Genomic DNA, 19175 nt, shown 5'->3' with positions numbered 1-19175 from the left:
CCGGTGGCAATGTCGGAGGGGTCACACCCGTTCCCATCCCGAACACGGAAGTTAAGCCCTCCAGAGCCGATGGTACTCCGCGGGAAACCGCGTGGGAGAGTAGGTCGCTGCCGGATTCTTTTTGAAAGCCCCTGGTGCCGCAAGGCGCCAGGGGCTTTGTCTTTGCGGGCTCGTTCCTCCGCCTGGCTTTGCGCGTTGATCGGCGCACGCAGGTGTTTGTCTTTGCGGATCAGCCCAGCAGCCGCACTGCGAGAAAGACAGGCAGGGCCACGTAATAGAGCGCCCGGCAGGTCCACTCCGCGCCGGTGCGTACGTTGCGTGCCCACCGTGGGCCCAGCCACGCGGCGCCGTAGCAAAACGCTTCAGCGAAGCCTCTCCAGAAACAACCAAACAACAGCAGGGCCAGGAACACGGGCAACCAGGTGCGCGCGAAGGACGTGAGGTACGCCGTCCATCCGTACATCTGGAGCTCTCCGAACGGGCCTCCGAAGGAGATGTACTGGTGCGCCCGGAAGAAGATGCCGGCGAGCACTCCGGGCACCAAGCCGTACTTCAAGGCCTGGTCGTACCAACGCCTGCGCCACTTCTCGCTCCGTGCTTGTGCGTAGCGCACTCGCGGATCATTTCGTGCCTCGCCCATCGTCCCCATCGCCTCGAGCAGGGACATGGGGGCCTGCATTTCCAGGCCGTAGTCGAAAGCCCGTCCTGTTCGCAGCCGGAGTGTCAGTCCTGGGCCTGGAATGGGCAGGCGCCACGGGCGAATGGCCTCCAGTGCCTCGAAGGGAATCTCGAAGTGCGCTCCCCCTGGCTGGGTGAGCACCAGGCCTTCCGGCCGCACCGTGACCGTGGCCCTCGTTCCTCGCTGTAACAGGCGCAGCGCGATGCTCGGCAGGACTGCTCCCACCGCGAGTCCTGTTGCCAGCGGTACGGGTGCCAGCGTCTGGGTGCCAGCGAGCACGTCCTTGAACAGCAGCGCGGTGAAGTAGCAGAGCGTGCCCAGCCCCGTGGCGCGCAGGAGCGCTCCCAGCGCGCGCAGACGGGGTGTGAAGGCGTGGATGGGGAAGGGGCTGGACGTATCGACGGTCATGGGAGGGGCATGGCCGCGCGCGCATTGCCTCGATACGAGCGGCTTCCGTAGCATACGCACCCCGGAGGCCCCTCAAAACATGCGTTCCCCGCAGCCTGGTCCTGAACGTCGCACGGATTCCGATGGCGTGACGCGGGTGACGCCCTCGCGTGAGTCCTCAGGTGGTGTGGGCTCACGGCTCATCGGTGGTGCCGTCGTCATCACCGGCCTGTGTGTGGGGCTTTGCCTCTGGTGGCTCTCCCGCCCTGTACCTGTCGAGGACCTGCCCCCCATCGTGGTGGCCGAGCGCCCTGCGCCGGTGGCTCCCTCCCTGGAACCGGCGCGCCCTTCCGTGCGCCCTGCGGTCGCGCATGTCGCCGCGCCCCTGCCCGTGGAGGAGCCTGCCCCCATGCCTGTCGATGACCCGCCGCCTCCCGAGGGCAAGAGCGGGACGGCCCTGTACCAGCGCGGCACCAAGCCGCTGAAGCGGGGGCTTGTCGTGCCCGACGACTTCGAGCTGCCCCCTGGCTACATGCGCCACTACCAGGCGACGGACAACGGGCAGCCGCTCGCGGCCATCCTGATGTTCCATCCGGACTTCACGCCCAAGGACGCCAACGGGCAGCCCATCCCCATCCCCGAGAACCGCGTGGTGCCCGAGGAGATGGCTCCCCCTGGCTTGCCTCACCGGCTGCTGGAGATTCCTGTCGAGGACGAGGACTCGCAGTGACGTCCGTGAAGGGGTGGGCCGGGGCGCTCCTGGGCGTCGCGGCGACCACCGTGCTGTTCGCGGCGTTCGGACAGCTGCGGCCTGGTTGGGTGTGGCTGGGCGTGGTGGCCATGGCGCCCTGGCTCGCGGCCTTGGACCGGGTTCGCTCCGCTCGGGGTGCCGTGGGGCTGGGCTTGCTGCTGTCGGTGACGTTCACCGCGGCGGTGTTCGGCTGGTTCCCGGGCGCGATCGCGGCGTACTCCCATGCTCCGGTGTGGCTGTGCTGGGGCGTGTTCCTGCTCATCGCGCCCGTGTTGGAGCTCCAGTTCATCACCGCGGCGTGGGTGCGGTGGTACGCGCGCCGGCGGGTGGCGGAGGTGCCGCGCCTGGCGTGGGTGCCTCCCGTGCTCACCGCGCTCGTGTACGTGGGCACCGAGTGGTTCACGCCCAAGCTGTTCGCCGAGACGCTAGGCCATGCCCTCTATGCATCGGAGACTCTGCGCCAGGGCGCGGACCTGGCTGGTGCTCCGGGGCTCACGCTGGGTCTGCTGCTCATCAACGAGTGTGTCGTCTCGGTCGCCCAGGGACTGGCCTCTCGGCAGGGCTTGCGACTCAGGCCGGTGGTCCTGGCGATTGTGCTGGCGGTGGTGGGGTGGGGTTACGGATGGGTGCGGCTGGGGCAGGTGCGCTCGGCGGTGCACTCGGCTCCGTCTCTGGTGGTGGGGGCGGTGCAGGCGAACATCACCAACATCGAGAAGCTGGCCGCGGAGCAGGGCACCTACGAGGTTGTTCGCAACATCCTGGATACGCATTACGCGATGTCGGATGCGCTGTTGCGCTCGGGGCCGCTGGACCTGCTGGTGTGGCCGGAGACGGTGTATCCGACGACGTTCGGCACTCCGAAGAGCGAGGACGGCGGCGCGCTCGATGATGAGATCCGCTCGTGGGTGGCGGAGCGCGGTGTCCCTCTGGTGTTCGGCACGTACGACCTGGACGGCGAGCGCGAGTTCAACGCCGCCATGTTCTTGGGCCCCTCCGCGACGGGCGAGTTGGCTCAGTCCGCGTACCGGAAGACGATGCTCTTCCCTCTCACGGAGTGGGTTCCGGATGCGGTGGACACGCCTTCCCTGCGCGCAATGCTTCCTTGGACTGGTCGCTGGAAGCGCGGCCCGGGTCCCCGGCTGGTGGACTTCCGGTTGAACGGCGGCCGCGTGCTCAAGGTCGCTCCGCTCATCTGCTACGAGGCCGTCTTTCCCAATTACGTCGCAGCGGAGGTGCGCCAGGGGGCGGACCTGATTCTCACGCTGTCGAATGACTCGTGGTTCTCCGGTACTCCCGCGCCTCGGCTGCACCTGATGCATGCGGCGTTTCGGAGTATCGAGACGCGCACGGCACAGATTCGGGTGACCAATTCAGGTATCTCCGCGTTCATCGACCCCGCGGGGACATGGACCTCCGAGCTGGAGGACAACCAGCGCGCTGGCACCGTGATGCGTGTGCCGCCGGCGGAGCGGCTGAGTTCACTCGCGGGGGCTTGGGGCGACTGGTTGGGGCCCGTGGCGCTCGTGCTGGCCGTGGTGCTGGGGGGGTGGATTCGCCGGCCTGTGTGACGCGCGCTCAGGCGGCTTCGGCGTGCTGGGCGGGGAGCTGGGCGTCTGCCTTGGGCTTCTGGGCGATGACCTGGATTTCCCTGCGCATGTGCGTCAGCCGGCAGACCTGGACCCAGGCCCAGAGGAAGGCGAAGCGGGCGTACTCGTAGGGGGCTCGCAGGCCCTTCGCCAGTCTGCGGCGCAGGATGTCCTTGCCTGCCTTCACGGGCTGCATTCCGGCTCTGGCGCAGGCGTCCGCGAGGTTGTGCTCGTAGAAGTAGACGTGGTGCTGCCAGCCTCGCCGGTCGGGGCGGAAGGAGCGGCCCTTCCGGGGCATCACGATGATCTTGTAGTAGGCCGCGTCCGGCACGATGACGAAGGCCACGCCTCCTGGCCTCAACACGCGCTGGATTTCTCGCAGCCCGTCCATGGGCTGATCCACGTGCTCCAGCGTGTGCTTCAACGTGATGATGTCGAAGGACGCGTCCGGGAACGGCATCTGTGTCAGTGAGCCGTATTCGGCGGTGTAGCCTCGCTCGCGGCAGAGGTTCACCGAGAACTGGGAGTAGTCCAGGCCCGTGGCTTTCAGGCCTGCTCGCTGCGCCGCCTCCAGCACGTAGCCCGCGGAACACCCCACATCCAGCAGGTCCTTCGCGTGCGGCGCGTACTCCAGGCACACCAGCACCTGCCTCAGGCACTTGCGCACCCGGTGGTCCCAACGGCTCAGGTACTTCGCTCGATTGTGCTTGAAGTACTTCTCTTCGTAGCCCTCGCCCAGACCTGGCTTCTGCTCTCGCTTGTAGATGAGCCCGCAGCCCGTGCAACGGCCGTAGCTCAGCTCTTGGAACGCAACGACCGGTCGGGATCCGGTCTCATTGCAGACAGGGCAGGCGGAGTAGAAGGGTGCGAGCATTTCGCACCGCACCATCGGGCTTCGCGTTCCGGAGTGTCAATCCCACCCTCGGGCACTCGGCTCAGTGCGCGGGGGCTCGCTTCGCCAGGCTCAGTGCTCCCAGGGCGAGCAGGGCGGCGATGGCGACTCCCAGGGCCATGGGCCTCGCGGTGCCGTCGTGGCTTGCGCTCACCATCGCGGAGGCTCCCGCCGCCAGCATGAACTGCAGCGCCCCCAGCACCGCCGATGCGATGCCCGCTTGCTTCGCGTGCTGCTCCATCGCGAGGGCGGTCGCGTTGGGCGCGATGGCTCCCAAGCTGGAGACGAACACGAACAGCGACAGCGCGATGCCCCACAGCCCACCAAAGCCTGTCGATGCCACCGTCACCAGGGCCAGCCCAGCCAGCGCGGCGATTCGCACCGCCTGCTTCAACACCCGCTCCGGCGAGGAGCGCGCCAGCAGCCAGTGATTGAGCTGCGACACCGCCACCAGCCCGGCGGCGTTCGCTCCGAAGAACCAGCCGAAGTGCTCCGGCTTCACTCCGTGCAACGTGATGAACACGAAGGGCGAACCGCCGATGTACGCGAACATCCCTGCCTGCGCGAGCGCCGCCGCCAGCGCAGGCCCCAGGAAGTCTGGCGCCTTCGTGATGCTCCACATCGCCTGGAAGGGTTTGGTGACGCCGCTCCTTGGGGGCGCTGTCTCCGGCAGGATGGCGATTGCCGCTCCCAGTGCGATGAGGCCGATGACCGCGTGGCTTCCGAAGATGGCTCGCCAGCCCGCGGCTCGTAGCACCCAGCCGCCCAGCAGCGGGGCCAGGATGGGCGCCAGGCCCATCACCAACACCAAGCGCGACATCATCCTCGCAGCCGCTGCTCCCGAGTGCAGGTCCCTCACGACGGCCCTTGCCGTCACCATTCCCACCGAGCCACCCAATGCCTGCACGAACCGGCACGCCGCCAGGAATTCAGCCGACGGCGCGGTCGCGCAGCCGATGGAGCCCAGCACGTAGAGCGCCAGGCCCACGTAGAGCGGCTTCGTGCGGCCGAAGCGGTCGCTCACCGGTCCCGCGAAGAGCTGACCCACCGCGAGCCCCGCGAAAAAGGCCGCCAGCGTGCGCTCCACCTCTCCTGCTGTCGCTCGCAGTGATTCGCCGATGGCGGGGAACGCCGGCAGGTACATGTCGATGGACAGCGGCCCGAAGCCGATGAGCGCTCCCAGGAGGATGATCAGCCCCGCTCCATCCGTGGAGCGGGAGAGCTTGGGCGTGGCGGTCGTCATCTGGCGGTCCTCTTCTGAGGCTTTCGTGCGGGCGCTTCTCCTGGCGTCAGCAGCACCCGGATGAGCTGGCGCAGGACGGCTTTGTCCTCGCCTGGGGCGTACGTGGAGCCGCCCACGTGGGCGTTGAAGCAGCGGGCCTCCAGCGCTCCACAGAGTGCTTCCGCCGCGACCCTCGGCTCGGCCAGGTCCACCCGTCCGGCTCGCTTCGCCCGGGTGAGCCACTTCGTCAGCCCCTCCCGGAGCGCGACTGGGGGCGGTGTCTCCAGGTGCAGGGCCCTGGCGCCGCCCAGCGCCGAGTAGTGCAGCACGAACAACCAGGGCACCAGCTGGCGCAGGAAGTCCCGGTGGTGCAGGAGCGCTTCCAGGAGCTGGTCCTCGATGGGGGCGTTGTCCCTGGGCCCTGGCTCCAGCAGTGCCAGCGCGGTGGGCGGGACGGGGCGGAGGGCTCGCGACATCAGCGCCTCCTTGGTTCCCACCCGGTGCAGCAGTGCCGGTTGCGAGATGCCCAGCCGCTTCGCGATGTCCTGCAGCGGCGCGGATGGACCCTGCGCCAGGAACACGGCTCGGGCCGCTTCGTCGATCTGCAGGTCGGTGACGCGTGGGGGACGGGACATGGCGCGAAGGGTTAGTTACTGACTGGTAGGTAATAAATTCGCGCCAGCCGTGCAAGGGGCCCGTTCTTCGCGGGCCCCTCGCGTCAGTTTTCGAGGGGAATCAGAGGCGGCCGGCCTTGAGCTCGCCCACCAGGTGGGCGCAGGCGCGGACGGTGAGCGCCATCATCGTCAGGGTGGGGTTCTGCGGGCCCTGCGAGGGGAAACAGGAGCCGTCCGTGACGTAGAGGTTGGGCACGTCCCAGCTCTGGTTGAACGGGTTGAGCACGGACGTCTTCGGGTCCTTGCCCATTCGCGCGGTGCCCACTTCGTGGATGGCCATGCCCGGGTCGGAGAGCTGCTTGTTGACCTGCTCCACCGTGCAGCCCGCCTCCTCCAACATCTCCAGACAGGAGGCGACCGCGTCCTCCGTCATCTTCAGGTCGTTGTCCGAGTGCCGGCACTCGATGTGCGCGGCCGGAATGCCCCAGCGGTCCTTCACCGTGGCGCTCAACGTCACGCGGTTCTCCGCGCGCGGGACCATCTCCCCGAAGGGCACCATGTGCATCTGGTCGTCGAAGGTGAAGACCTGAATGCCGTAGCCTCGCGCGAAGTTGGGGTGGCGCTCGGTGACGTTGCGGAACTGGGGGATGTACGCCCAGCCGTGCTCCTTCTGCTGGAGGTGCGCGGGCAGGTTCATCCGCGCTTCGATGCCTCGCAGGTACATGTGGTCCATCAGGTGCTGGCCCACGAGCCCCGAGCTGTTCGCCAGGCCATCCGGGAACGCCCGGTTTCGCGAGTGCAACAGCAACCGCGTGGATTCAATCGTGCCCGCGGCCACGACCACCACCTTCGCGTGTACCTCCTCGGAGGTGCCGGAGTTCGCGTCGATGAAGGACACCCCTGTCACCCGGCCCGTGTTCGGGTCGTGCAGGATGTGGCTGGCGATGGCATGCGAGCGCAGCGTCAGCCGCCCTGTCTGCAGCGCCGCAGGCAGCGTCACTGGCGCGTTCGCCGTCCGCCGGGCGACGACGTGGCGGTCGGGCCAGCGGGCCTTCACCTTCTCTCGCAGGCGGACCTCGCCGGGGGACAGCGGCGCGGGACCGGAGAAGACGGAGTCCGGCAGCGTGTCCACGCCGTCCGAGTTGCCCTTCAGGCCCATCCACCGCTCCACGATTTCGTAGGACGGCGCCAGGTCCGCGTGCGACAGCGGCCAGTCCGGGCTCAATCCGTCCAGGCTTCCCGCGTGGAAGTTGAAGTCAGACAGCCGGTAGAACTGGCGGCCGTGAGCCTTCACGCTCGTCCTGCCGCCCACCTGTCGCGCGCGAATCCAGGCGAACGGCGCGTCGGGCGGCGTGGTGTAGGGGTTGTCCACGTCATCCACGAAGGCGTGCGGATGGAACGGCCAGGCGAAGCTCGTGGCCTGGATGGACTGGCGCGACTTGCGGGAGGCGTCCGACTCGATGCGGTAGCCCAGCTTCTGCTTCACGCGGTGCATCAGGTGGAGCGCCCGGTCCGCGTTCGCTCCGCGGCCCGCCTCCAACACCAGCACCTGGAGCCCTGCCTCCGTCAGCTGCTTGGCCGCCCATCCCCCGCAGGCTCCCGAACCCACCACCACCGCGTCATAGACCGTCTTCGACGTCTTCATGCCTGCTCACCCAGGACGGTCAGTCTGCCGCCGCTGCTAAAGTTCGCCTAAATTGTAAATCAGGACCCTATTGGCGCCTATAGGTCTAGATGTCTGGCAGGAGCCAACACAAGCCTGGGGCGGTGACTTCCGCTCTGGAGTACGGGTCGCTTGCTGTCGGAGAGGGGCGGACATGGCTGGTCTGTTGAAACGGATTCGGTGGGGGCGGGTGCTGGGCGTGCTGGTGTTTCCGTTGCTGCTGGTGGCGCTGGCGTTGGGTGGCCGCGCGGCGTGGCGCTCCGAGCAGTACTTCCACTACCCGAGGCCGGCTGCGGTGCTGCCCGCGGACTTCGGTGACGCGCGTGAGGTGACGCTGCGCACGGATGACGGGGTGGAGCTGCGCGGCTGGTACCTGCCATCCCGGAACAAGGCGGCGTGGGTGCTGGCGCATGGCCTGTCGCAGACACGCATGGACCTGGTGCCGGAGGCCCGTGTGCTGCGCGACGGGGGATATGGGGTGCTGCTGTTCGACCTGCGCGCGCATGGGCAGAGCGGGGGCGAGACGTCCACCTGGGGTGACAAGGAGCGCCAGGATGTGCGCGCGGCGCTGGCGTACGTGCGGGCTCAGCCGGACGTCGATCCGGCTCGCGTGGGGGCGCTGGGGTTCTCCATCGGATCCGCGGCGGTGGCGGAGGTCGCGGCGAAGGACCCGCAGGTCGCGGCGGTGGTGCTGCTGTCCCCGTTCAACACGCTGTGGCTGGCGGCGGCGTATGACTTCCGCCGCTTCGGCATCGTCACCCAGACGGGGGCGCTGGTTCCGTTCTGGCGGCGGGGCATCGCGCTGGATGAGGTGCGGACCATCGATGCGGTGGACCGCATCAAGCCCCGGCCCCTGTTCATCGTCGCGGGGACGGAGGAGTCCGGGCAGCCGCTGATGGACGAGCTGTTCGCGCACGTCTCGTCGTATGCGCAGACGTGGCGCATCCCCGGCGCTTCGCATGGCAACTTCGCCGCTGCCGCGCCCACGGAGTATCCGCGCCGGTTGCTGGAGTTCGCGGACAAGGCGTTGAAGCCCGTGGAGGGAGTGACTCCCTCGGTGGAGACGCCTGTGGAGAAGAAGGCTCCGGCGAAGAAGCCTTCACGGCGGACGAAGAAGGCGGGGGCCCGCTAGTTCCTCGCTACGCCTGGGCGGGCTGGGCGGCTTCGAGCTTCGCGAGCTGATCCAGGTACATGCGGCCCTTCTCCGGGTCCGTCATGTAGATGAACGCCGCCATGCCCTTGAGCTGATCCAGCGACTCGCCCTCGCGGCCCGGCTTGCCCTTCTGGCGGTTGTGGATGGCCGCGCGCAGGCGGCGCACCACGTCGCGGGGGACTCGGGCGGCGGGCGTGCCGTCCTTGGCGTCGTTCACCACGAGCCCCGTGACGCGCTGACGGCTGCCCTTGCGGGCGACCCGCGTCTTGTCCGGGTGGACCGTGAAGCCTTCCGCCTCCACGATGTCCTTCACTCGCGCGAGCAGCACCGCGACCGGCGCTCCCTGCGCGCGGCGGGCCTTGGGCGCCTTCGCCTTCGTCCAGGAGAAGGTCAGGTCGTCCGCGTAGCGCGTGTACGTGAAGCCCAGCTTGCGAGACAGCGCCGACAGCCGCTTGTCCAGGCGCAGGCACAGCGCGTTGGTGATGCCCGGCGAGGTGGGCGCGCCCTGCGGGAGGGCTCGCGGGCCCTTCGCCACGTGCAGCGTCTTGCCCCGGAAGGACATGCGCTCACGCGGCGCCTCCGTGGACATCAGCGCCAGCAGCGTGGAGGTGTTCTCCTTCAGGCCGCCCTTGCGCAGCAGGCCCTTCACCCGGCGCCAGTGCACCGAGGGGAAGAAGTCCTTCAGGTCCACCTTCACCAGCACGTCCGCGCCCCGGTGCGCCAGCGCGTTGGTGAGGATGGAGCGCCCCGCCACGAAGCCGTGCGCCGCGCCGTGCACCGGCAGCCGCTCCACGACGTTCGACAGCACCCAGCGCTGCGCTTCCTTCAGCTCCCGCTTGGGGGACGTGATGGTGCGCTCGCCGCCCGTGCGCTTGGGGATGCTCCACGTCACGTAGTTGGAGCCCGTGTCCACGTCACGGTGGAAGGCGAAGCCGCGCAGCTTGGACACGCTCAGGCCCAGCGCCTTGGCCAGGTCCTCCGCCGAGTCCAGCGTGGGCAGGCCGTTCTGGCGCGCGCGCTCCTCGCGGTGCTCCAGGTCGAACTTGTCCGGCAGGCCGGCTTCGTTCCAGTGGATGCCCACGCCCAGGTGGTTCACGTGCGTGGCCTTCCACGCCTCGTGGGCCTGGCGCTTCAGCGCGCGGCGCTCCACGGCTTCGGCCTTCTTCTTCTCCTTCCAGGCCGTCTTCTCCTTCTCCTTCAGCGAGGAGAAGTCCACCTCGTCCGCGAGCGCGCCCTTCGACACGAGCTGGGCTTGCACCCATTCGTCCGCGCCGCCGGCCTCGGTGATGGCCTTCCAGCGCGTGATGAGGGCGTCGTGCGCGGCCTTGGCGGCCTCGCGCTTCGCGACAGAGTTGGGAGAGGCTGCGGGCGCGGTGTCAGCAACGGCCTGCGGCGGGGCGGCGGGGACGAACGACTCCAGCTTGGCGGTCATCGAGTTACCTTCGACGGGCGCGGCGGCTCAGGGAGGGGCGACGGAGACGAATGCGAGCGGTCGAGGGAGGCCAGGAAGGCACCACCAGCTCACCTGGGGCACGGTAGCCTCACCGGCTCTCCCCTCCCGAGCACTACCGTCGGGGTGGGAAAACGGCGGCTGCGTCGTTGGTTCCGCTTCCCACCCCGACGGTAGTGCTCGGGAGGGAGAGAGCCAAGAACAGGCTACCTTGCGGAGAGTGTCCAGCATTTCAACCAGAACGGCGCAACGCCGTTCCTACGCTCGAGGCGTTAAGGCTGATGCGGTCCAGACCTCTCTCGACCACTCGCTATTCGAATTTCGTCCGGCGCCACCATCCTTCCGGCCGCCCCGTCGGCGGTCGGGCCGTTGAGTGAGTGTTTACACCAGAGTCGAGGCCGCGTCGATGTAGCCGTCCGCGGTTAGTTTCTCCAAACGGCTGAAGTACGCCGTCCGGGCTTCCGTGTCCGTGTCGAACCAGAGGCGCTGGTGGCGCGAATCGCCCAGGCGGGGACCCCACGTGAGGGCCACCACCTTGCCGTCCAGCGACACGCGATACACCTGCTCCAGCCCCGTGGCCGGATCCCGGCGCACGTACGCGCGCGTCTCCGCGCGGATGAGCTTGCGGCCCTCCGGCGTCTGACGGAGCGCTTCTTCCTCGGCGCGGCGGCGGGCGTATGCCAGGCGCAGCGCGAGCATGTGTTCGCAGGGGCCTTCGCGCAGACCGGAGCGGCGGAAGTGCGGGCAGCCGCAGCTCGCGTCCTTCACGCGGCCCTCCAGGTCCATGGTGAAGCTGGGGAAGAAGCTGCGCACCGCCTCGCGGTCCACGACTTCTCCCTGGATGCGCGTGCCTTCGCCCACGATGTCGTGCACCTGCGTGAGCTTCACCTCGCCCGAACCCGGGCTGCCGTCGCCCAGCAGGCGGTGGGCGCGCGCTTCACGCTCGTTGCCGTAGCGCAGCGCGGCCTCGTCCACCGGGGTGGGCATCAGTTCGCGCGGGCGGTAGGTGCTGCGGGACACGTCGAAGAGGACGCGGCCGCGCAGGCACTCCAGCTGGAGCGCGGCGCGCACCTGATCCTTCGGCGCTCCCGCGTCCTTGGCCAGCACTTCGAAGGCGAGGGGACCGTCCTTGCGCAGGCGGTTGCGCAGCAGTTCCGCCAGGCCTTCCGGCACGTCGCGCGGCATCAGCGCGTCGAAGGCGGCGGCGCTGGACCAGCCGCTCTCCGTCCAGCCGGTGAGCCCCAGCGTCAGCGTGGCGGCGCCCAGGTCGATGACCCAGAACACCGGCAGGCCCGGACCCAGCAGCTGCACGTGCACGCTCTTCGCGTGGGGCAACAGGCGCGCGAGCGCGGCGAGGCGCTGACGGCCGAAGGTGCGCACCACCGCGGGCGCGCTGCCCGTGTACACGCCACCGTGGCACTCCAGCACCTGCTCCCAGGGCTCCAGCACCAGCCGGGGCGGGGCGCCGGGGACCAGCTCGAAGCGCAACGCGCGGGGCGCCTTCTTCGAGCGGCGGGTGCGCAGCGCGAAGAGCAGGTTGTACAGGTCGATGGGCGCGATGGAGCAGGTGGTGGCCGGCAGCGTCGCGGCGGACTGTACCTGGAGGAAGCCTCGCAGCCACGCGTGCGGCACTTCCACCGTGCGCGGGGCGCGGGGCTCCGTGGCGGGGGCGGCCTTCGCGGTGGGGGCGACGTGGGCCTCCAGCACCACCGGGGCGTAGGCGCGCAGGCGGTCCAGGCGGGCGGGCAGGTCCTGCGGCACGTCCAGGAAGGTGGAGCCGTGCGCGGCCTGGCGCTTGTCGAAGAGGCTGTTGTCGAAGGCGAGGCGCGCGTAGGCGCTCTCGTCGCGGGAGAAGACCTCCAGTGAGACCTGGTCCGGATCCACCGTGAGGACGGGGTCCAGGACGGCGTCCTTCTTCTCTTCACCCTCCAGCGCGTTGTCGAGGAAGGCCTTCTGCGCTTCCCAGATTTGAGCGCTGGCGCGCTTGCCCTGCTTCATCAGGTACGCGAGGTACGCGGTGCGGTCGCGGCCCCGGTAGCGCAGGTCGCTGGAGAGCACCGCGAAGGCGGCGGCCAGCGCATCGCGGAAGAGGGTGGGGTCCTTCACCTGGCCACTGACGCCCACGGTGCCTCGCGAGCCCTCCAGGGCCAGCTGCACGCGCGAGGCGTCCGGCGTGACGACCACGTCGCTCTGCGCGGAGTAGCTCAGCGCGACGGGATGACGTGCGGTTGCGGTGCTCACGACGGTTGACCTTCCTTCCGGGCGCGCTCAGCGGCCCGGCGTGCACGTTTGTGGGCGCGGTAGGCCGCCTTGCGCAGCTCCACCGACTGCGACTTGTCGAACGCCGCCGTCTTCAGCAGCGCCGCGGCTTCGTCTCCGCCCAGGCGTCCCAGCGCGGCCCAGCCATCCTGCCGCACCTCCGGCTTCGCGTCGGCGGCCACGGACTCAAGCGGCTTCAGGTCCTTCTTCGCCAGCAGCGCGGGGACCGCGAGCCGGCGGCCTTCGCTGCTGGTCAGCGCGGACTGGGCCACCTTCGCGCCCGTGGGGCCCAGGGCCACCGGGTCGAAGGGCTTCACCTCCAGCGCCCAGGCCGAGGACTGCTCCGGCACCAGCGCGGCCAGCACCGACGCTGCGGCGGAACGCACGGCGGCGTCCGGGTCACCGAGCGCGGTGCGCAGGGCCTGCGCCTCGCTCGTGGCCTTCAGCCGTCCCAGCACTCGCGCCGCTTCCTGGCGCACGGCGGCGGGGGCCTGGGCCTCACCCTTGCGGAGGATTTCGGCGGACGTCGCGACCAGCTCCTTCGCGCCCAGCCGTGAGCCTGCCCAGAGCAGACGCTCCCAGGCGGCGGCCAGCGGCTCCTTCTTCGGAGGCTGCGCGGTGGCCCATGCGGTGGCGGTGCGCCGTTCGGCGGTCACCAGCGCGCGGGTCAGTCCGGCCGTGTCCACGGCGCCGGCTTCGCGCGCGTCACCCGTCCAGGTGCCCACGAGCCGCGCGGCCTCTTCGCGGGCCTCCGGCTTGTCGTGGCCGAACAGGGCGATGACCTCCGGCACGGGCATCGCGCCACGGCGGGCGAGGCCGCGACGCAGACGGAGGCGCAGCTCCACGTTGTCCAGCGTGGCCAGGCGGGGCACGAGCAGCGCCGGGTCGCCTTCGCTGGCGAGGTACGTGGCGGCGGGCTCGGAGATGTCCTCGTGCTCGCTCTGCACCGCGAGGAACTCCACCCGCGTGCGCTCCTTCGGGAAGAGCACGTCCAGGGCCTTGCGCGCGGCGGCGCGAAGGTCGTCGTCCTCCTCGTTCAGCGCGGCGGCCAGGGCGGCCTCGGCGGCCGGGTCTCCGAACTTGCCCAGCTCCTCCGCGACCGTGCGGCGCACGTCGTCGTCCGTCTCACCGTCGGCGAGCAGCGCCTCCAGCTTCACCCGGGCGCGCTCTCCACCCAGGGCGCGCAGGCCGCGCACGCCGGCTTCCTGGCGCTGGAAGGCGGCGCCGTCCGTGGCCGCGGCCTCCACCTTCTCCTCGATGCGGCGGCGGTCCTCGCCATCCGGCATCCGGTTCGCCAGGCGGCCGAGGGCCTCGATGGCGGCGAACACCATGTCCTCTTCGGCCGGGGCTTCCGGCGTGCCTCCGCCGGCCACCGTTTCCAGCTCGGAGAGGGCTCGCACGTCGCCCAGGGTGCCCAGGGCGAGCAGGGCCCGGCCGCGCTCGTGCGGCTCACCGGCGCGCGCGTACAGCAGCAGGGGACGCAGGGCGCTGGCGCGGCGCTGGTGCGCGACGCCTTCCGCCGCGGGCAGCATCAGCTCGCGGGCTCCGGCGCGGAGGATCTCCTCCAGCGGCTCCACCGCCGCGCCCTCTTCGACCACGCGCTTCGAGTAGTGCTCCACGGCCGCCGCGCGCACGGTGACGTCGCGGTCGTTGAAGAGCTGGACGAGCAGCGCGTCCTGGCCCTCGCTCTTGCCGTGCTCCAGCTCGCCGGCGGCGGCCTTGCGGACCTCCGGGTCCTGGCTCTTCACCGCCACGCGCAGGAAGCGCACCGCGAGCGCCGCGTCGCGCTTCTTCAGCTCGCGCTCGTGCTCATTCAGCTTCTCCTGCTCCGCCGGCCAGGTGAGCTGCATCGCGGCCGTCACGCAGGCGAGGCGCACGGACGGGGCTTCGTCCTCCACGCTCTGGCGTGCGAGCACGTCCAGCGCGTCCGCGCGGTGGGTGCGGCCCAGCGCGGCCACCAGCCGGGTGCGCTCCGGAATCTCCGTGGCCACCGTCAGGCGCGCGGCGAGCGCGGCCACGGCGGCGGAGGTCCCCAGTCGCGCCAGGGCCTCCTGTGCACGGCGGGCCACGGCGGACGTCTCCGAACGCAGGAAGGTGCCCAGCACCTCCACCGCCCGGTCGTCGCCCCGGAACGCGAGCAGCTCCGCGGCGCGCAGCCGCAGGTCCTCGTGCTCGCTGCCCATCGCGCGGCCCAGGGCCTCCGTGACGCGCGGGTCGTTGGCTCCCGCGAGCCGCTCAATCACGCCCACGCGCAGGTCCGCGTGCTCGCTGCCCAGCGCGGCCAGGAGCGGATCCAGGCTGCCCGGCGGGCTCAGCTTCTCCAGCAGCTCGAAGGCGGACTTGCGCACTTCCGGCAGCGGCGAGTTGAGCGCCGCGGCCACTCGCGGACGGGCCTTGTCACCACGCTCCGCCAGTTCCTCCAGCGCGGCGCGCGCCACGTCCGGCGCCAGCGAGGCCAGGGCCAGCGCCAGCGGCTCGTCGCTACCGGCGGGGTACAGCTCCTTCAGGCCCGCGAGCGCGGCCCGGCGCACGAGCTGGTGCGGATCCTCCAGCGCGCGCAGCAGGGCGGCCACCGCGGCGGACGTGCCCGCGTAGCCTTCCTGCGTGAGCTTCACCACGCGGTCCACGGCGTCGCGGCGGACGCGGTGGCCTTCCTCGTCACCCGCGGTCACCTGACGCAGCAGGCCCACGTAGGCGCCGAACGCGAGGCGGCGCAGGTGCTGACGCTCCGCCTGCGTCGCGTCCTTCGGCGTACCCGTGCCCGAGCCTTCCGGCGGCTTCACCGCGGAGAAGAGGCGGCGCAGCCAGCTCTTGCCCGTGGCGGAGGCCGTGCCCTGCTTCTCCGGCGTGGAGGGCTGGATGACGTGCGCGGCGCCATCGGCCGTCTCCGGCTTCCAGGGGGACTGGAGCGAGCTGGGGCGCGCGACCTTCTGCGCCTCACGGAAGTAGTCCAGCGGCTTGTTGCGCAGCAGCAGCACCTGCGCCGCCGCGTAGCGCTGCTCCGGCTGACCGCTGGAGAGTGCCTCCGCGAGCCCAATCACGCGCTTCGCCCGGTCTTCCTCCGCGGGCCAGTCCTTCATGTCGCCGGCCTTCTCCGGACGCGGCGGCAGCAGCACCTCCACCAGGTGCGCGCGGTACGCCTCCGGCTCCGTGCGCAGCTCCAGCGCGCGGGCCGCGGCGTAGCGCACCTCCGGACGGCCGCTGGATAGTGCGCTCGTCAGCAGGTCCGGCGGTCCACCCTCGCGGCTGGCGCGCAGGTCCCGCGCGAGCACGATGGCGAACACCATCTCCTGCACTTCGCGCGCGGAGTCCTCCAGACCGTGCAGCAGGCCGCCGTCGCCCTCGTGGCCCAGGGCCGCGAACGAGAGGATGGCGCCCAGCCGGATGGGCAGGTGCTCATGGCGCAGGTTTCCGGTGAGCACCGGCAGCGCGCGCACGTCACCCAGGCGGGAGAGACCGTCCGCCGCCCACGAACGCGCCGCCACCAGCGAGTGGCCCAGCGCATCCAGCAGCGCGCCCTCGTCGCCCCGGCGGCTGGCCGTGGCGAGACCGCGCGCGCCCTGCTCCTGGAGGTCCGTCACCTCGTGGGGCAGGAGCGTGGTGGCGTAGAAGCCCAGCAGGCGCCGCGAGCCCAGCGTGGCCAGCGCTCGCGACGCGCGGACGCGCAGGGGGACGAGGAAGCCGGGCGGGTACATCCGCTCCAGGTCCTTGTCCGTGATGAGCCCGCGCATGGGCTCGATGATGTCCTCCGCGCCGCGCGGGGCGAGCAGCTCCGAGGCCCGCACGCGCACCGGCAGCGCCGACGCCGCGATGCCCGCGAGCAGCGGCCCGTTCTCGTTCGGGATGAGCTTGTCCAGCGCCTCCAACGCAGCGAAGGCCACGTCCAGGTGCTCGTCCTGCACGCGCTTGAGCAGCGCGGAGCGCATGGCTTCCGCCGGGGCGTGCACGGAGGCCTTGGCGGACTTCTCACGCAGGGCCGGGTGCGTGGTGTTGAGAGCGGCCAGGTGCGGCTCCGGCTTCTCCTTGCCGGCCAGCTTCACCCACGCCTCGTAGGCGGCGGTGGCCACGCCTGCGTCGCGGTCCTCCACGGACTTCTTCAGCCGCTCCAGCGCCCAGTCGTCGGTGCCCTTCTGCGCGAGCACCTCCACCGCGCGGGTGCGCAGGTCCGGGAAGCGGCCCGCCAACGCGCGGTCCAGCGCCTTCACCGGCTCCTTGTCGTTCCACGCCCACAGCGTGCGGAAGGCCTCGCCGCGCACCTTTGCGGACTCGTCCTCCAGCGCGTCGCCCAGCAGGCCTTCGGCGCCCTCCGCCTTGGCGCCCAGCTTCACCAGCCGGTCCAGGCCGCGCACGCGCACGTCCTCGTGACCGGAGCGCAGCGCGGCCTCCGCGGCGGACAGCGGCGCGTCCGAGTCCAGCGCCACCACGGCCGTCAGCGCCGCGGCGCGCACGTCCCCGTCCGCGTCGTCCAGCATCCACACCAGCCGCTCGCGGGCGCGCGGGTCCTGCAACGCCTGGAGCGCGGTGGCCGTCTCGCGGCGGATGGCGGCGTCGTCCTCACGCGACAGCTGGAGCAGGGCTCCCAGGGCGCGGCCGTCACCCAGCTGCGCCAGCACTCGCGCGCCACGCACGGCCGTGTCCGGCATGCGGCACGCCATGGCGGCGAGCAGAGGCTCCAGGTCGGCTTCCGTCAGCGCCGTGCCGGCGGCCGTCTTGCCGAAGAGCTGTTCACGCGAGGCGGCCAGCTCCGCGTCGGTGGTGGACTTCGCCTCCGTGTCTCCGGCCGCGCGCTTCGCCTGGAGGGTCAGCATGCGGGTCACTTCCCGCACCGTGCGCGCGAACTCCTCGTCCTTCGCCTCCAGCGTGGCGGCCAGCGGGCGGCGCTCCAGCACTCGCACCGCGAAGGCCACGCGGCGCACGTCCCGGTCCGCGTCGTCCAGCGCGCGCGCCACCAGCGGCTGCAGGCGCGGGTCGCCCAGCAGGCCCGCTCCCGACGCGCGCAGCAGCACCTCCACCTTGAGGGCCGCGGGGCCGCGCTCGAAGGCCAGCTTCAGCGGCTCCGTGCTGCCCTTGGGGGACACGGTGGTGAGCGCGTCCAGCGCGGCGGTGCCCACCTCCGCGTTCGTGTCCGGCAGCTTGCTGGCGATGAGGCCCGGCACCAGCGGCGACACGCTGCCCTGCTTCGCCAACAGGCGCAGGCCCTGCACGCGCGTGTCCACGAAGCGCGAGTCCAGCGCCGAGCGGGGCGCCGCCAGAGGCGACTCCGTCTCCAGCTTCACCAGCGCGTCCAGCGCCGCGGCGCGCACCGTCTTGTCGTCGTCGTTGAGGCGGTCGCGCAGCTTCGGCCGCGCGGCGGTGCGGCCGTGGTTGCCCAGCTCCGTGGCAGCCAGCCGGCGCGCGGCGGCGTCCTTGTCCGAGGTCAGCACGCCCAGGACGAAGTCCAGCGCCTCCGGCTCCAGCAGCGCCACCGCCTCCTTCACCGCGGCCTCGCGGCGGGGGAGGGCGGCCTTCAGCGCCTCGTTGAAGACGTCGAAGCCGTGGCCGAACGCCGTCGTCTCATCCGTGGGCTTGCCGTCCGTGCCCAGCGTGATGCGCGTGACGCGGCGGTCCTCGCCAGCCACGAAGAGGTAGCCCAGCAGCTGCTTCGCCTGGCGGGGGTTCGCCGGGGGCGCGAAGGCCACCGCGTTCAGCGCCTTGCTGCCCAGTTCGAAGGTGCGCGGCTTGCGGCGCTCGTCCAGACGCCAGACCTTCAGCTTGCCGTCGCTGCCCACGGACGCGATGCGCTCCGCCGGGTCCTGGCCCGCTTCCGCTTGCGGCGTGGGCGGGAACACCAGCCCCAGCACGGAACCCGCGTGGCCGCTGTCCTTGTCGCCGCGAACCTCGAACTCCACCGCGCCGACCAGGTAGCCGATGCGCAGCTTGCCGTCGTCACCCGCGGAGACGAGCCGACCGTCGCGGGGCGTGAAGGCCAGCGCCCGCACCGCGCCCTCGTGGCCCGGCATGTCCCGGCGCGCACCCGTCGCCACCGTGAACGAACGCACCACGCTGTCATCGCCCGCGCAGGCGACGTACGTGTGCGTGGGGTCCACCGCCACCGCGCGCAGCGGCTGCGAGGACGCGCTCCACTCCTTCAGCTTCTTCGTGCTGTCCCAGTCCCACGCGCGCACGAAGCCGTCCACGCCGGCCGTGTACAGCACCTTGCCGTCAGGGCTGGCCGCGACCGCGGTGCACCCGCCCGGGTGCGCGTTGTGGAGCTGGAACTTCACGGTGCCGTCGGTGAGCGAACCGAAGCGCACGGTGCCGTCCGCGCCCGCCGCCGCGAACTGCTCGCCGGCCAGCGCCACGCTCAGCACGTGCGCGGGCAACGGGCTGGTCCACAGGACCTTGTTGGTCGCGGGGTCGTACGCGGTCAGGCGGCTGTCGGCGGCGGCGCGGGTGCCGCCCACGATGAGCAGGCGCGCATTGGCCGCCAGCGCACGGACCTTCTCGATGTTGCCGATGGAGAGGTTGGCCATGGTGTCG

11 protein-coding genes and 1 rRNA gene are annotated in these 19175 nt (G+C 70.9%); 4 read left to right on the top strand and 8 right to left on the bottom strand.

Features of this window, described 5'->3' with window-relative positions:
* Positions 1-116, top strand: a 5S ribosomal RNA gene (gene rrf, locus D7Y04_RS27220).
* A gap of 113 nt (positions 117-229) precedes the next feature.
* Here the strand turns inward: rrf and D7Y04_RS27215 are convergent.
* Complete coding sequence (locus tag D7Y04_RS27215; RefSeq protein ID WP_120597108.1) at positions 230-1087, bottom strand: hypothetical protein; 858 nt, start codon at positions 1085-1087, stop codon at positions 230-232.
* Between the two features lie 127 nt (positions 1088-1214).
* Here D7Y04_RS27215 and D7Y04_RS27210 point away from each other — a divergent pair, with 127 nt between their 5' ends.
* Both D7Y04_RS27210 and lnt read left to right on the top strand, forming a co-directional pair.
* Positions 1215-1796, top strand: coding sequence for a hypothetical protein (locus tag D7Y04_RS27210; RefSeq protein WP_233601596.1), 582 nt, complete (start codon positions 1215-1217; stop codon positions 1794-1796).
* Positions 1793-3385 carry an apolipoprotein N-acyltransferase gene (gene lnt / locus D7Y04_RS27205; protein ID WP_121761156.1) on the top strand — a complete coding sequence of 531 codons (1593 nt, stop codon included), beginning with the start codon at positions 1793-1795 and terminating at the stop codon, positions 3383-3385. Before D7Y04_RS27210 ends, lnt begins: the two co-directional genes overlap by 4 nt.
* A 7-nt stretch (positions 3386-3392) precedes the next feature.
* Here lnt and D7Y04_RS27200 read toward each other — a convergent pair whose 3' ends face one another.
* From D7Y04_RS27200 to D7Y04_RS27185, 4 genes are all read right to left on the bottom strand, one after another.
* Positions 3393-4277, bottom strand: a complete 885-nt coding sequence (locus D7Y04_RS27200) for a class I SAM-dependent methyltransferase (protein WP_158627593.1) — start codon at positions 4275-4277, stop codon at positions 3393-3395.
* Positions 4278-4338: 61 nt separating this feature from the next.
* Positions 4339-5538 (bottom strand): multidrug effflux MFS transporter, encoded by a 1200-nt coding sequence (locus D7Y04_RS27195; protein WP_121761154.1) that lies wholly within the window; start codon positions 5536-5538, stop codon positions 4339-4341.
* Positions 5535-6152, bottom strand: coding sequence for a TetR/AcrR family transcriptional regulator (locus tag D7Y04_RS27190; RefSeq protein ID WP_121761153.1), 618 nt, complete (start codon positions 6150-6152; stop codon positions 5535-5537). Before D7Y04_RS27190 ends, D7Y04_RS27195 begins: the two co-directional genes overlap by 4 nt.
* Positions 6153-6252: 100 nt before the next feature.
* Positions 6253-7776 carry a GMC oxidoreductase gene (locus D7Y04_RS27185; protein ID WP_121761152.1) on the bottom strand — a complete coding sequence of 508 codons (1524 nt, stop codon included), beginning with the start codon at positions 7774-7776 and terminating at the stop codon, positions 6253-6255.
* Between the two features lie 172 nt (positions 7777-7948).
* On the opposite strand from D7Y04_RS27185, the gene D7Y04_RS27180 reads away from it, so the two are divergent.
* Entirely contained in the window at positions 7949-8926 is a 978-nt protein-coding gene (locus tag D7Y04_RS27180; protein WP_121761151.1) for an alpha/beta hydrolase, read from the top strand.
* Between the two features lie 7 nt (positions 8927-8933).
* Here the strand turns inward: D7Y04_RS27180 and D7Y04_RS27175 are convergent, their stop codons facing one another.
* The 3 genes from D7Y04_RS27175 to D7Y04_RS27165 all read right to left on the bottom strand — a co-directional run bounded on the left by D7Y04_RS27175 (position 8934) and on the right by D7Y04_RS27165 (position 19168).
* Positions 8934-10379 carry a reverse transcriptase family protein gene (locus tag D7Y04_RS27175; RefSeq protein WP_120597100.1) on the bottom strand — a complete coding sequence of 482 codons (1446 nt, stop codon included), beginning with the start codon at positions 10377-10379 and terminating at the stop codon, positions 8934-8936.
* Between the two features lie 399 nt (positions 10380-10778).
* A complete protein-coding gene (locus D7Y04_RS27170) occupies positions 10779-12638 on the bottom strand; it encodes an SWIM zinc finger family protein (RefSeq protein WP_120597099.1) in 1860 nt (619 codons plus the stop codon).
* On the bottom strand, positions 12635-19168 hold the full coding sequence (locus D7Y04_RS27165) for a HEAT repeat domain-containing protein (RefSeq protein WP_121761150.1): 6534 nt from the start codon (positions 19166-19168) through the stop codon (positions 12635-12637). The genes D7Y04_RS27170 and D7Y04_RS27165 overlap by 4 nt, the downstream gene beginning before the upstream one ends.
* Positions 19169-19175: the final 7 nt, after the last annotated feature.

It is taken from the genome of Corallococcus sp. AB038B (genome assembly GCF_003668955.1).
GTDB classification, from domain to species: Bacteria; Myxococcota; Myxococcia; order Myxococcales; family Myxococcaceae; genus Corallococcus; species Corallococcus exiguus.
The sequence above is the reverse complement of the archived record's forward strand: the minus strand, read 5'-3'. Positions and strand labels throughout refer to the sequence as shown.